This window comes from Bradyrhizobium sp. Y36 (assembly GCF_002531575.1).
Lineage (GTDB): Bacteria > Pseudomonadota > Alphaproteobacteria > Rhizobiales > Xanthobacteraceae > Bradyrhizobium.
Window position 1 is genome coordinate 25,407 of the sequence record NZ_NWTI01000016.1, and the last position, 12,361, is coordinate 37,767.

At 65.5% G+C, this 12,361-nt stretch carries 14 protein-coding genes; 3 read left to right on the forward strand and 11 right to left on the reverse strand.

The features are described from left to right. Nucleotides 1–215 precede the first annotated feature (215 nt). From CO669_RS23990 to CO669_RS24010, 5 genes are all read right to left on the reverse strand, one after another. Nucleotides 216–1,175 (reverse strand): helix-turn-helix domain-containing protein, encoded by a 960-nt coding sequence (locus CO669_RS23990; RefSeq protein ID WP_198964233.1) that lies wholly within the window; start codon nucleotides 1,173–1,175, stop codon nucleotides 216–218. 218 nt (nucleotides 1,176–1,393) lie between these two features. Next, on the reverse strand, nucleotides 1,394–1,711 hold the full coding sequence (locus tag CO669_RS23995; protein WP_097662417.1) for an FtsB family cell division protein: 318 nt from the start codon (nucleotides 1,709–1,711) through the stop codon (nucleotides 1,394–1,396). A 131-nt stretch (nucleotides 1,712–1,842) separates the two neighbouring features. Further along, the gene (locus CO669_RS24000; RefSeq protein WP_097662420.1) at nucleotides 1,843–2,394 is read right to left on the reverse strand and encodes an NADPH-dependent FMN reductase; all 552 of its coding nucleotides are present in this window, start codon (nucleotides 2,392–2,394) and stop codon (nucleotides 1,843–1,845) included. 179 nt (nucleotides 2,395–2,573) lie between these two features. Then, nucleotides 2,574–3,572: an MBL fold metallo-hydrolase gene (locus tag CO669_RS24005; RefSeq protein WP_097662421.1), complete on the reverse strand. Its 999-nt coding sequence runs from the start codon at nucleotides 3,570–3,572 to the stop codon at nucleotides 2,574–2,576. 117 nt (nucleotides 3,573–3,689) lie between these two features. Next, on the reverse strand, nucleotides 3,690–4,673 hold the full coding sequence (locus tag CO669_RS24010; protein ID WP_245444460.1) for an AraC family transcriptional regulator: 984 nt from the start codon (nucleotides 4,671–4,673) through the stop codon (nucleotides 3,690–3,692). A 100-nt stretch (nucleotides 4,674–4,773) separates the two neighbouring features. Here CO669_RS24010 and CO669_RS24015 point away from each other — a divergent pair, with 100 nt between their 5' ends. Then, nucleotides 4,774–5,511: an SDR family oxidoreductase gene (locus CO669_RS24015; RefSeq protein ID WP_097662423.1), complete on the forward strand. Its 738-nt coding sequence runs from the start codon at nucleotides 4,774–4,776 to the stop codon at nucleotides 5,509–5,511. Between the two features lie 57 nt (nucleotides 5,512–5,568). Here the strand turns inward: CO669_RS24015 and CO669_RS24020 are convergent, their stop codons facing one another. Both CO669_RS24020 and eno read right to left on the reverse strand, forming a co-directional pair. Then, nucleotides 5,569–6,717 (reverse strand): zinc-binding dehydrogenase, encoded by a 1,149-nt coding sequence (locus CO669_RS24020; RefSeq protein WP_097662424.1) that lies wholly within the window; start codon nucleotides 6,715–6,717, stop codon nucleotides 5,569–5,571. A gap of 46 nt (nucleotides 6,718–6,763) precedes the next feature. Next, nucleotides 6,764–8,047, reverse strand: a complete 1,284-nt coding sequence (gene eno / locus CO669_RS24025) for a phosphopyruvate hydratase (RefSeq protein WP_097662425.1) — start codon at nucleotides 8,045–8,047, stop codon at nucleotides 6,764–6,766. A 126-nt stretch (nucleotides 8,048–8,173) separates the two neighbouring features. Here eno and queF point away from each other — a divergent pair, with 126 nt between their 5' ends. Beyond that, on the forward strand, nucleotides 8,174–8,662 hold the full coding sequence (queF, locus tag CO669_RS24030; protein WP_097662426.1) for a preQ(1) synthase: 489 nt from the start codon (nucleotides 8,174–8,176) through the stop codon (nucleotides 8,660–8,662). Nucleotides 8,663–8,711: 49 nt separating this feature from the next. Here the strand turns inward: queF and CO669_RS24035 are convergent, their stop codons facing one another. The 4 genes from CO669_RS24035 to CO669_RS24050 all read right to left on the reverse strand — a co-directional run bounded on the left by CO669_RS24035 (nucleotide 8,712) and on the right by CO669_RS24050 (nucleotide 11,498). Then, nucleotides 8,712–8,927: a hypothetical protein gene (locus CO669_RS24035; protein WP_097662427.1), complete on the reverse strand. Its 216-nt coding sequence runs from the start codon at nucleotides 8,925–8,927 to the stop codon at nucleotides 8,712–8,714. A 61-nt stretch (nucleotides 8,928–8,988) separates the two neighbouring features. Continuing rightward, complete coding sequence (locus CO669_RS24040; RefSeq protein WP_097662428.1) at nucleotides 8,989–10,197, reverse strand: MFS transporter; 1,209 nt, start codon at nucleotides 10,195–10,197, stop codon at nucleotides 8,989–8,991. Next, nucleotides 10,197–11,045: a 3-deoxy-8-phosphooctulonate synthase gene (gene kdsA, locus CO669_RS24045; RefSeq protein ID WP_097662429.1), complete on the reverse strand. Its 849-nt coding sequence runs from the start codon at nucleotides 11,043–11,045 to the stop codon at nucleotides 10,197–10,199. The genes CO669_RS24040 and kdsA overlap by 1 nt, the downstream gene beginning before the upstream one ends. 126 nt (nucleotides 11,046–11,171) lie before the next feature. Then, nucleotides 11,172–11,498: an NIPSNAP family protein gene (locus CO669_RS24050; RefSeq protein WP_097662430.1), complete on the reverse strand. Its 327-nt coding sequence runs from the start codon at nucleotides 11,496–11,498 to the stop codon at nucleotides 11,172–11,174. 188 nt (nucleotides 11,499–11,686) lie between these two features. Here CO669_RS24050 and CO669_RS24055 point away from each other — a divergent pair, with 188 nt between their 5' ends. Next, the gene (locus CO669_RS24055) at nucleotides 11,687–12,361 is read left to right on the forward strand and encodes a response regulator transcription factor (RefSeq protein ID WP_097662431.1); all 675 of its coding nucleotides are present in this window, start codon (nucleotides 11,687–11,689) and stop codon (nucleotides 12,359–12,361) included.

Sequence of the window (12,361 nt, forward strand, 5' to 3'; positions counted from 1 at the left end):
GTTTGTGCAATTCGTCGCGTGGCTCGCGACTTGCGCGGACGATGATGCGGGAGGTGTCTTCTGTCAGCCCGGGGGAAAGCGATGGCGGAGCCGACCTGTCGCAGTTCTGCGACACACTCTCGTGTCCCGGACGCGCAGCAGCGCACCACGTCGCAAGGGCGACGCGCTGCGCTGCGTCCGGGGCAAGAGATCACAGCCTGAGTAAGCGACGCCGCTTAGTGGTTCAGCTCGAACCGCTTCAGCTTCCTGTGCAGCGTGGCGCGGCTGACGCCGAGGGCCTTGGCGGCCGCCGAGACGTTGCCGCCAGCACGGAGCAGCGCCCGCTGCACCACCGCGCGCTGACCGCCGGCGAGATGATCGCGTGCGGCATCGCCGCCGAGCAGATCGGCCGCGGGCACCGGCTGCAAGGCCCGGCTGGGAGCAAGACCGAGCGCCGCCCGGGCGGAGCGGGTCGCGCCGATCACGAGGTCGTCCGCATCGACCGCCACCAGGCCTCCGCATTGCCCGTCCGCAGCTTGCGTCAGCACGATGCGGGCGTCGGCGAAAGCCCGACGGAACAGGTCGGCTTCGATACGCCTGGCCGCCTCGCCTGCCGCAAGCGCGATCAGGCTGGAAAACGCGTCGGTCCTGTCGGCCCGGCAGGAGGAAACGTCGAGCACGCCCGCGAGCGCGGCCTCATGGTCGTAGATCGGAACGGCGGTGCAGCTCAGAAGCGTGTTGCGGGTGAAGAAATGCTGGTCCCGGTCGATCGTCAGCGGACGCTGCTCGACCAGGCAGGTGCCGATGCCGTTGGTGCCCTCGTGCTCCTCGCTCCAGAGCGCACCGGTCCACAGGCCCCAGGACTGGAACGTCGCATCATCCGCCGGCGTGCCGCGACGATCGACCGGCACACCCTCCCCGTCGGCGAGCAGCACGCAGCAGCCGCTGGCGCCGACGGCCTGATAAAGCCGGTCCATCGCCCCTTGCGCCGCGGCCAGCAGCGGCGCAATGCGCTCGCGTGCCTGCAGCAGCTCGGCCTCGGTCAGCCGCATCGGCGAGGTTCTCCCGCCGGGATCGAGATGATGCAATCTGGACGAACGGCGCCACGAGGCCACGAGCGCGGACCGTGCCGCCTGGCCTGACGCGATGGCGGCCTCGACACGGGCCGCGTGATGCCGGGGCATTGACCCATTCATCACAGTTTCCTCCGGATGACAGACTAGAACGTGCCGGCCCTGCCCGCTTGATCTGCGTCAACTTCGGAACAATGCCACCAGAAGCCATGAGCCCGCCGCGGCGCCGCCGTCAAGGCAACCGGCGGGTTCCAGACTTACGACCTTCGCAGGAGCGACGGGCCATTTCGATCGGATTTGGGCAACGGCTTTCGTGTCGGTTTCGAGCGTCGCGGAAAACGCTACTTGGCCGGGATCATCCGAACCAGATCGCGCGGATTGACGTAGTCGAGCTGGAAGCGCGCCCGCTCGTCCAGCATGTCGGGGTCGATCCGCGCGGACCGCAGCAGCGACACCCGCTGCTCGCTCCTGGCGCGCTCACGCTTGAGCTGGGCCAGTTCGCTGGTCAGGGCGATGATCTCCTGGTCGAGTTCCTGGCGGGCGTTGAGGCCGTATTTGCCGGTATAGGCGTTGACGCCGAAATAGCCGACGATGGCGGCCGCCATCGCATAGAGGGCAAGGCCGGTCAGGATCGATTTCAGGCGCGCGCGGGAGACCATCTTGGGAAGATGGGACAGGTTGGTTAAGGGAGTGCTAATCACCCCTGCCCGAGCCGCCAATCGTCATGGCCGGGACATCCAGCGCGAAGACGCGCTTCGCGCTGTCGCCCGGCCACGACGGAAGGACAGCGTCAGCCGTGGTGCTTGGCGACGTGCGCGGCGAAGGCGTCGATATAGGCCTGGAGCACCGGCTTCAGCGACTCCTTGGTCAGATTGCCGTCCGCATCGAAGGCGTCGCCGACCGCGTTCAGATAGGTCTCAGGCTGCTGCATGATCGGGCCGGCAATGCCCGGCAGGATGTTCTGCAGCGTCTTTGCGGCGCTGACGCCGCCGAGCGGTCCCGGCGAGTTCGAGATGATGCCGACCGGCTTGCCGTTGAACGAGCTCTTGCCATAGGGCCGCGAGGCGACGTCGATGGCATTCTTCAGCACGCCCGGGATGGCGCGGTTGTATTCGGGCGTGACGAAAATGACGCCGTCCGACTTCTGAAGCTTGTCACGGAAGGCCAGCCAGTCGGCGGGCGGCGCGCCTTCGAGGTCCTGGTTGAAGAACGAGATGCCCGCCGGCGTGATCACCTCGAGCTTGAGCGAGCCGGGCGCGAGCTTGGCGAGCGCGTTGGCGATCTTGAGCGAAAAGCTCTCCTTGCGCAGGCTGCCGGCGATAACGACGATGTTGTAGGCCATGAGGTGTCCTTGAACCCTAGAGGAAAGTGCCGGCGGCACTTAAGCGATCCGGACCATTTGATGCAAGTGCATGAACCGGCTCGATTTGGAAACGCAGCGTTTCGCGAAAGCAGATGGTCGCCCAACGCAATCGGGCCGCCCGGCGGCGGCCCGATCATCGCGCAAATGTCTACCTCGGCTCAGATCGTCGGATTCCACGCCGAGGGGATCAGACGGTATTTGGCGCCGTCCTTCTCGACATGGCCGACCGACGGGAACGTGAAGTGGAAGCCGACCACGGTCGCCTTCTCCGCCGCCGCCATGTCGTAGAACTTGTGGCGCGTCTCCTGCGCCAGCGCGGGGTCGGCGTCGAACATCACGTGCCAGTCGGGATTGCGCAGGAAGAATTCCGGAATGTTGGTGACGTCGGACTGGATCAGCACCTTGGCATCGCCCGAGGCGATCGCGAACGAGGTGTGCCCCGGCGTGTGGCCCGGGGTTGCGATCGAGGTGATGCCCGGCGCGACTTCCTTGCCCCACTCGAACTTGGTGACCTTGGACTCGAGGCCGGCAAAGGTCTTCTTCACGTTGGCGAAGTAGTTCTTCATCATCGGATTGGACTCGGCCTTGGCGGTGTTGTCCTCGCTGGTCCAGAACTCCCAGTCCTTGCCCGGCACCATGATCTCGGCATTGGGAAATGCGAGCCCACCGTCGGCCAGGCGAATGCCGTTGGTGTGGTCGGGGTGAAGATGCGAGAGCAGCACGACGTCGATGTTCTTGGGGTCGACGCCGGCAGCCTGGAGGTTTTGCAAGGTGCGACCGACCGCACCCTTGCTCGCCTCGAAATTGGCAACGCCGTTGCCGGTGTCGATCAGGACGAGCTTGGAGCCGGTGTTGATGAGCTGCGGGTTGAACGGCACCGTGACCATGCCCTTCGGCATGTAGGCCGCCTCGCCCGCGGCCAGCGCCTCTTCCTTCGGCTTGTTGGCGACGAACTTGTCCGGCATCGGGAAGGTGCGTGCGCCGTCATTGATCGAGGTGCACTCGAAGCTGCCGACCTTGTAGCGATAGAAGCCCGGCGCCTGCGTCCCGGCTTGCGGCACTGCGGCATTGACGGTGGCCGGGCGAAGGCCGGCGACGGCAGCCGCGCCAACGGCAGCAGCGCCCGCGAGCAGGTGACGGCGGTTGAGATCGGTCATGGAGAGGTCCCCTTCTGAGCCCTTGCGGTTTTCCGCATTCAAATGGCGGCGGAATAATCTCCCGCTTGGCTCAGAAGGCAAGACCTTCCTTCGGTGACGTGCCCGCGCACGTCACGATTATTTATTTGGGTTGATGAGGAATTTTTCGCCGGTGGCCTGTCTACGCCAGTATCGCTTCGGCGCCTGGCCGTAGACTCGCTTGAAGGCGTGCCCGAAGGCGCTCTCCGACGAATATCCCAGCCGCGCGGCGGTTGCTGAAACGCTGACGCCAAGCCGCAATTGGTCGCGTGCCAGCCGCATGCGCCAGCGAAGCAGGTAGTCGAGCGGCGCCAGCCCGACCAGAGACTTGAACCGCTTCGAAAACGCAGAGCGCGACATTGCGATCGCGCCGGCCAATGCGTCCAGGGTCCAGGGGTGAGCGGCGTCTGCGTGCATCAGACCAATTGCCTTGCCGATCCGGGCATCGACCAGCGCATTGATCCATCCAAGCCCCTCGCCGTCGCTCTGGTCCAACGCCGCACGGAGCACCTGGACCAGCAGAACGTCGGCCAGCCTGTTGGTGAGCACCGCCGCTCCAATTCCCGTGCCCCTGATTTCGAGGTCGAGAATCCCGAGCGTGGACTGAATGACAGGTGCCGGCGGACTGCGCGACGGGATGAGCAGAAAGCGCGGAAGCGCGTCGAGCAGCAATTCGGCGTCCGACGGTTCGAAGCCGAAACTGCCGGCGAGCAACACGGTCTCGCCGCCGCCGTGGCGCGCGACGTCCGACTGCGCCCAATCGAACGCCGCGATACCATCCTCGGGAGCAAGGTGTTCGTCGTTGGCCAGAACATAGGCCGGCGCATTGGAGAGAAGAAAGCAGTCGCCGGAGGCGAGCCGATGACGGGCTTCATCGCCGAAATCGATCCAGCATTCGCCTTGAACCACCGCGCCGAACTTCAGGGCGGGCTTTGCCGGGAATCGATACGACCACCTGCCGCCCGCCTCGAACCGCGTACAACGCGCGGCGCGAACGTCCAGGAGTGAGAAGACCTGAGACAGAGGGTCTGGAGTCTTGGGGTCCAAGATCTTGCCCAGATGCGTGGCCGCGAGCTTGTCCAAGGCTTGATCCGATCTCGACGATTTTCGACCCACTCGAGCATAGATCATCCTTGCTTCCGATGCGACGTTTGTCCCGCAAACGAACTGAACGGGAACAGCCATGACGGGTATCGCAGGCAAGGTCATCGCCATCACGGGCGCCAGCAGCGGAATTGGCGAAGCGACCGCCCGGCATCTCGCAGAGCAGGGCGCCATCATGGTCCTCGGCGCGCGACGCTCCGACAGACTGGAGATGCTGGCCGCGAGCATCGTCTCCAAGGGCGGAAAGGCGTCCTATCGCGTCACCGACGTCAAGCAGCGCGACGATGTTGCCGGCCTCGTCGGACTTGCAACAGAGCGATACGGGAAGCTGGACGTCATGATCAACAATGCGGGGATTGCCCCGATCTCCCGCCTTGACGACCTCCGGGTCGACGACTGGGACACCATGATCGACGTGAACGTAAAGGGGGTGCTCTACGGGATTGCCGCGGCCTTGCCTGTCTTTCGACGTCAGGGCTTCGGTCATTTCGTCAACACGCTGTCGACCGCCGGAATCAAGATCGTTCCGACGATGGCAGTCTATGCGGGGTCGAAGAACGCCGTCAGGGCGATTTCCGAGGGGCTTCGTCAGGAGGCCGGTCCGTCGCTTCGCGTGACGACCATCTCTCCCGGTTATGTCGACACCGAGCTCCCCTCCTCGATGACGGATTCCGAGCTGAGGCAACAGGGACTGGCGGCTATGAGGGCAATCGCCATTCCGGCGAGCGCCATCGCCGAAGCCATCGCTTTTGCGATACGCCAACCGGACAATGTGGACGTCGGCGAGATCGTCGTCCGCCCAACGGCTCAGGCATGATGCGTCGACCGGGCCGCCGTGCCGCGGCCCGGAATCATCCGCCCAAGCACACCTCGGTTATTTGTTCGGGTTGATGAGGAATTTCTCGCCGGTGGCCCGTTTGGCGTACACCGCGATGTTGGCGGGATCGAGCGCCTCGGTCAGCGACACCACCTTGGTGTAGTGGCTGGCGAAGGTGGTCTTGAGCTCGGACGCGACGCGCTGGCGCAGCCGGCCGATCTCGGCCGGGCCGATGTTCTGGAGGAACGGGGTCAAGAGCCAGCCGCCGACGCCCCAGGTCAATCCGAACGACCGGCTCAATTCGGTCGGACGGTTGTCCAGGCTGCCGTAGATGTAGATCTGCTTGTACACGTTGGAGCCATAGCGGCTGTATTCCTTCGCGGTCTTGTTGGCCGCAACTTCCATGGCCGTCAGAATCTGGCTGGCCAGCTTACCGCCGCCGATGGCATCGAAGGCGATCGTGGCGCCGGTCTCGACCAGCGCATTGGTGAGATCGTCCGTGAAGCTCGGTGAGCTGGAATCCACGATGTGCTTGGCGCCGATCTTGCGCAGGATGTCGGCCTGCTCCTTGCTCCGGACGATGTTGACGAGGCCGATGCCGTCCTTGATGCAGATCTTGTTGAGCATCTGGCCGAGATTGGACGCGGCCGCCGTGTGCACGAGCGCCTTGTGGCCCTCCCGCCGCATCGTCTCGGTCATGCCGAGCGCGGTCAACGGATTGACGAACCAGGACGCACCGTCCGCGGCCGTGGTGCCCTCCGGCAGCTCCATGACGTCGCGGACCTTGAGCACCCGGTACTGCGTGTACATGGCGCCGCCGATCATCGACACGGTCTTGCCCATCAACGCCTTCGCCGCGTCCGACGATCCGGTCCGGATCACCGTGCCGGCGCCCTCGTTGCCGACCGGCAGCGATTGGTCGAGCCGGGCTGCCATCATCCGCATCGCCGCCTCCGGCATGGTCGCGGTGATGACCGGCATCTCCTTGGTGCCGGAGGCCTTGGCGGCCGACATGTCGGCGGGCCCGATCAGGAGGCCGAGGTCGGAGGGGTTGATCGGTGTCGCCTCGACGCGGACGACGACCTCGTCGTCGGCCGGCTCCGGCGTCGGGACGTTCACGAGAGACAATTCCAGCTCGCCGCTCTTCTTCAGCAGCGAACGCAGTTGCAGTCCTGACTCGGGTAGTCCGGTCTTGCCGTCGCTCATGTCGATCCTCCCCTGTGCGTCTCGTGTCGCGAGTCGAAGCGCTGGCTTATGCTAGCGCCTTCAGTGCGGCCCTGCCGCCGTACAGCGCCTGCTTGCCGAGCTGCTGCTCGATGCGCAGGAGCTGGTTGTATTTGGCGGTGCGGTCGGAACGTGCAAGGGAGCCGGTCTTGATCTGCCCGCAATTGGTGGCGACCGCGAGGTCGGCGATGGTGGAATCCTCGGTCTCGCCGGAGCGATGCGACATCACCGAGGTGTAGCCGGCCTTGTGCGCCATCTCGACGGCGGCGAGCGTCTCGGTCAGCGTGCCGATCTGGTTGACCTTGATCAGGATCGAGTTGGCGCGGCCGGTCTTGATGCCGTCGGCGAGGCGCTTGACGTTGGTGACGAAGAGGTCGTCGCCGACGAGCTGGCACTTCTTGCCGATGAGGTCGGTGAGCTCCTTCCAGCCGTCCATGTCGTCTTCCGACATGCCGTCCTCGATGGTGACGATCGGATAACGGCCGACGAGGTCCGCGAGGTACTTGGCCTGCTCGGAGATCGAGCGGGTCTTGCCCTCGCCTTCATAGACATACTTGCCGTCCTTGAAGAACTCGGTCGAGGCGCAGTCGAGACCGAGCACGATGTCGGTGCCGGCCTTGAAGCCGGCCTTGCCGATCGCGTTCATCACGAACTCGAGCGCAGCGTCGGCCGACGGCAGGTTCGGGGCAAAGCCACCCTCGTCGCCGACATTGGTGTTGTGGCCGGCCTTCTTCAATTCGGACTTCAGCGTGTGGAAGACTTCGGCGCCATAGCGCAGGCCTTCGGCGAAGGACGACGCGCCGACGGGCAGGATCATGAACTCCTGGAAGTCGATCGGGTTGTCGGCATGCACGCCGCCATTGATGATGTTCATCATCGGCACCGGCAGCAGCCGGGCCGAGGTGCCGCCGACATAGCGGTAGAGCGGCATGTCGAGCGAGTTCGCGGCCGCCTTGGCGCAGGCGAGCGAGACGCCGAGGATGGCGTTGGCGCCTAACCGGCTCTTGTTCGCGGTGCCGTCGAGGTCGATCATGATCTGGTCGATCTGGGCCTGCTGCTCGGCATCGAGGCCGCTAAGGGCCTCGAAGATCTCGCCGTTGACGGCGCCGACGGCCTTGGAGACGCCCTTGCCGAGATAACGGGCCTTGTCGCCGTCGCGTAGTTCCACGGCCTCATGGGCCCCGGTGGAGGCGCCCGAGGGCACCGCGGCGCGGCCGAGCGCCCCATCCTCCAGCACAACATCGACCTCGACGGTGGGATTGCCCCGGCTATCCAGGATTTCGCGGCCGATGATGTCGATGATGGCGGTCATGAGAGCCTCATTTCGAGAAACAAAGGGGGGCAGTTGGCGGTGCTTCTACCGCAATGCATCGAGGTGGAAAAGGCCGGGTGACGGCCGCCGGATGATTGGCTAAGAGGGCCGCTCGGAGGCGGCCTCATGTCGAAAAAACCCAGCAAATCGAAGACCTCAAGCCTGGACCCGGCTGCCCTGCAGCTTGGCCATGCCGTGGAATGGCCGGATGCGCCCGAAAAGGCCCAGCTCGACCGCGTGCCCAATCCGCAAAAGGGTACCGACTATCTGGTGCGTTTTACCGTGCCGGAATTCACCTCGCTCTGCCCGGTCACGGGCCAGCCGGATTTCGCGCATCTGATGATCGACTACGCGCCGGGTGCGTGGCTGCTGGAGTCGAAATCGCTGAAACTCTACATCGCGAGCTTCCGCAATCACGGCGCCTTCCACGAGGATTGCACCGTGATGATCGGCAAGCGCATCGCGACCGAGATCAAGCCGAAATGGCTGCGCATCGGCGGCTACTGGTATCCGCGCGGCGGTATTCCGATCGACGTGTTCTGGCAGACCGGCCGCGTGCCGAAGGGCCTGTGGGTGCCGGAGCAAGGCGTTGCACCCTATCGCGGGCGCGGCTAGCGGGCACGTGACAAGCGAAGCGCGATCCTGGGTCTCGCCTCGCGTCGCACTACTTGGGAGCGGTCAACTTTTCCCAGGGACGTTTGCCGCTGGCATCCCTGTCCCATGGACGCGCGGTCGGCGCGTTCCTTTCCTCGGCGGCCGCCTTGGCACGATCTGCCTGCACCTGCTCGCGATCCGTCAGCGATGGCTTGGGTTGCGCTTCGGAGGTCTGCGCTGCGACTGGACTTATGCCGAGCAGCGCGGCGATGAGAAACTTTGTCATCCCCGGCTGTAGCACGTGCGCGGCAGAACGTCCGATTTAGTTTCGGGCCCCTGCTGTTCCGTCACGCTCGCGCGTCAGCCGGAGCCCGCTGCTTCAGCAGCCGGGCGCAGACGAAGCCGAGTACCACCATGATCCCCGCGCTTGCGACCAAAGTCGGCATCTTGCCGGCATGCTGCAGCCCGAAACCATAGGCGAGCGGCCCCACGGTCTGCCCCATGAAGAAGAAGAACGAATGCAGCGACAGCGCGGTGGCACGCGCCTCGACCGAGAGCTCGCTGGCGAAGACCTGCAGGCAGCCATGGGCGATGTAGAAGCCCCAGCCCATCACGACGAGGTTGAGCGCCTGCACTTCCCAGCGCGGACCGAATGCGACGGCAACGAGCTGCGACGCGACCAGGGTCATGCCCGCGATCATCATGCCCTTGACGCCGAGCCACGGCAGCAGCCGCGACACCGTCAGCGTGTAGAACAGGCCGCCGACGGCAAAGCCCGCGATGACGATGCCCGCAATCGAGAGCGAGGTCTGGCCGAGCTCGAACAGGAACGAGGCGATGTAGGGAAACAGGCCGAGCACGCAGCAGCCTTCGATGAACACCGCGGAGTAGCAGACATAGGCATTGGGGTTGGTGAAGATGGTGCGGTAGCCGGCCTTCAGCGCCGACAGGCTGGTCTTCGGCGGATGCTTGACCTTGGCGCCGTGAAAGCCGGCGGCGACCGCGATCGAGGCCACGATCACGAGCCCGCCGAGCACCGCGAGCACGCCGCGCCAGCCGAGAAAGTCGCCGATCAGCCCCGAAGCCGAGGCACCGAGCAGATTGCCCGTCATGGCGCCGGCGAGTGTGCGGCTGATCGCGACCTGACGTTTCTCGGGGCCGACGAGATCACTGGTCAGGCTGAGCGCCACCGGAAACACGCCGCCCGAGCCGATGCCGGCGAGAATGCGGGTCGCAAACAGGACCGAGAACGAGGTTGAAAATGCGCCCAGGATGTTGGCGAGGCCGAGCAGCGCAAGGCAGCCGATCATCAGCCGCGTCTTGCCGAACAGATCGGCGGCGGCCCCGACGATCGGCTGGATGATCGAGAAGGTGAAGGCGAACACCGCGGCAAAGCCCGCGGCGGTCGCGATGCTGACTCCGAAATCCTCGGCGACATGCGGCAGCACGGGATCGAGCGCGCGCGCCGACAAGGCCGCGGCGAAGCTTGCACCCGAGATGACGTAGAGCGCTGTCGGCAAGCCGTGATCGTGCGGCCGCGCCTCGCCGTGCGGCATCAGCGCGGGTTCTTTGCCAGCGCGTCGAACGCCATCAACCTGGCGATCAGCCCCTCGAACTCGCGCAGCGGCACCATGTTGGGTCCGTCAGAGGGCGCGCGGTCGGGATCGGGATGGGTCTCGATGAAGACGCCGGCAACGCCGACCGCAACCGCCGCGCGTGCGAGCACCGGCACGAATTCGCGCTCGCCGCCCGACGAGGCCCCCTTCCCGCCCGGCTGCTGCACCGAATGGGTGGCATCGAAGATCACGGGCGCACCGGTGGTGCGCGCCAGGATCGGCAGCGCGCGCATGTCGGAGACCAGCGTGTTGTAGCCGAACGACACCCCGCGCTCGGTGACCAGCACGTTGGGATTGTTGGCGCCGGTGATCTTCGTGACGACATTGGTCATGTCCCACGGCGCGAGGAATTGTCCCTTCTTGACGTTGACGACCTTGCCGGTCGCAGCCGCCGCCAGCAGCAGATCGGTCTGCCGGCACAGGAAGGCGGGAATCTGCAAGATGTCCACGGCCTGCGCCACCTCGGCACATTGCGTGGCCTCGTGCACGTCGGTCAGGACAGGCAGGCCGAGCGAGCCGCGGATCTCGGCGAAGATCGGCAGCGACTGCGCAAGACCCAGGCCGCGTGCCGCGGACGCGCTGGTGCGGTTGGCCTTGTCGAACGAGGTCTTGTAGACGAGGCCGATGTTCAGCCGGGCCGCGATCTCCTTCAGCGCGGAGGCGACCTCCAGCGCATGCTGGCGGCTTTCGAGCTGGCAGGGTCCGGCAATGATCGAGATCGGCAGATCGTTGCCGAACTTGACCTTTCCGATGGTGACGACCGGCGCCGCTGAATGCGAAGAGCTCAAGACAAATCCCTCGTTTCGGCGCGACCATAGCCGCCACGAGGGTCGGATCAACCCTATTCGGCCCAGGCCATCCGAATATCAGGGTTGCGCCGGGGCTGCCGGCGCCGCCCTTGCCGCGGCAGATTCCTACTTCACCGCCGAGAAGGCAGTCGGCGTCAGGATCTGGCTGACGATATTGCCGACGATCTGGCCGTCCGCTTCGCTCTCCGCGCGTGCCTTCAGCCAGTCCGGATCGGTCATGAACTTGCCCCACTTCGTCTCGCGCTCGGCAAGCGACTCCCAGGCCAGGAAATAGGTCAGCTCCTGGTTGGATTCGCCGATCAAGGTCGTGAAGAACCCGGCCTGCTTGATGCCGTGCTTCTCCCAGATCTTCAGCGTGGCGGTCTCGAACCGCTTCAACAGCGCCGGCAGGCGGCCGGGCACGCAGCGATAAACGCGCATTTCGTAGATCATTCATGTTCCTCCCTGAACAGGTGCCGCGGTTATAGCGGCTGGCCGCGAGGGTGTCTTGAGCCGGGACCGGCCGCCCCTGCGGCGCTCCGCGCATGGCTTGCGTGTCCGGCGCCGCGCCGGACTCCCGCAATGCTGCCGCAATGATCGGGCCGCTACAAAGGCTCGGTCGCAGCCTGGGTGCCTGTCACATGCGGATCTTACTGGTCGAGGATGAAGCGGAAATGGCCGGCGCCCTGGCCTCGGCGCTGAAGCGCTACGACATGGTGGTGGACCATGCCCCGACTCTGGCCGAGGCGGAGGAGGCCATCTCGGCCGACGTTCATGCCGCCGTCCTGCTCGACCGCCAGCTTCCCGACGGCGATGGCCTCGCCCTGATCCCAAAGCTCCGCGCGCGCGCCGACGGCGTGCCGATCATCGTCCTGACTGCGCGCGGCGAGCTCGCTGACCGCATCGCCGGGCTCGACAGCGGTGCCGACGATTATTTGGCCAAGCCGTTTGCAGTCGAGGAACTGCTGGCGCGGCTGCGCGCCGTGCTGCGGCGGCCGGCGGGCCTCTCCCCCGACGTGATCCGCGCCGGCCGCCTCGCCTTCGACCTCAGTCATCGCGAGGCCAGCATCGACGGCGTGCCGTTCGAGCTGCCTCGCCGCGAGCTCTTGGTGCTCGAAGCGCTGGTCCGTCGCATGGGCCGGACCGTGCTGCGCTCGGCGCTGGAAGAGGCGGTCTACAATTTCGACGACGAGATCCAGTCCAACGCGCTCGACACGCATGTGTCGCGGCTGCGGCGGAAGCTCGCGGACGCCGACGCCGGGATCGAGATCCACGGCATTCGCGGCGTCGGCTATCTCCTGAAGAAGCTGCCATGA

Excerpts from the sequence above, each read along its gene's own strand:
- CO669_RS23990 (WP_198964233.1), bottom strand. The coding sequence starts at position 1,175 with ATGAATGGGTCAATGCCCCGGCATCACGCGGCCCGTGTCGAGGCCGCC.
- CO669_RS23995 (WP_097662417.1), bottom strand. The coding sequence starts at position 1,711 with ATGGTCTCCCGCGCGCGCCTGAAATCGATCCTGACCGGCCTTGCCCTC.
- CO669_RS24000 (WP_097662420.1), bottom strand. The coding sequence starts at position 2,394 with ATGGCCTACAACATCGTCGTTATCGCCGGCAGCCTGCGCAAGGAGAGC.
- CO669_RS24005 (WP_097662421.1), bottom strand. The coding sequence starts at position 3,572 with ATGACCGATCTCAACCGCCGTCACCTGCTCGCGGGCGCTGCTGCCGTT.
- CO669_RS24015 (WP_097662423.1), top strand. The coding sequence starts at position 4,774 with ATGACGGGTATCGCAGGCAAGGTCATCGCCATCACGGGCGCCAGCAGC.
- CO669_RS24020 (WP_097662424.1), bottom strand. The coding sequence starts at position 6,717 with ATGAGCGACGGCAAGACCGGACTACCCGAGTCAGGACTGCAACTGCGT.
- eno (WP_097662425.1), bottom strand. The coding sequence starts at position 8,047 with ATGACCGCCATCATCGACATCATCGGCCGCGAAATCCTGGATAGCCGG.
- queF (WP_097662426.1), top strand. The coding sequence starts at position 8,174 with ATGTCGAAAAAACCCAGCAAATCGAAGACCTCAAGCCTGGACCCGGCT.
- CO669_RS24035 (WP_097662427.1), bottom strand. The coding sequence starts at position 8,927 with ATGACAAAGTTTCTCATCGCCGCGCTGCTCGGCATAAGTCCAGTCGCA.
- CO669_RS24040 (WP_097662428.1), bottom strand. The coding sequence starts at position 10,197 with ATGCCGCACGGCGAGGCGCGGCCGCACGATCACGGCTTGCCGACAGCG.
- CO669_RS24050 (WP_097662430.1), bottom strand. The coding sequence starts at position 11,498 with ATGATCTACGAAATGCGCGTTTATCGCTGCGTGCCCGGCCGCCTGCCG.
- CO669_RS24055 (WP_097662431.1), top strand. The coding sequence starts at position 11,687 with ATGCGGATCTTACTGGTCGAGGATGAAGCGGAAATGGCCGGCGCCCTG.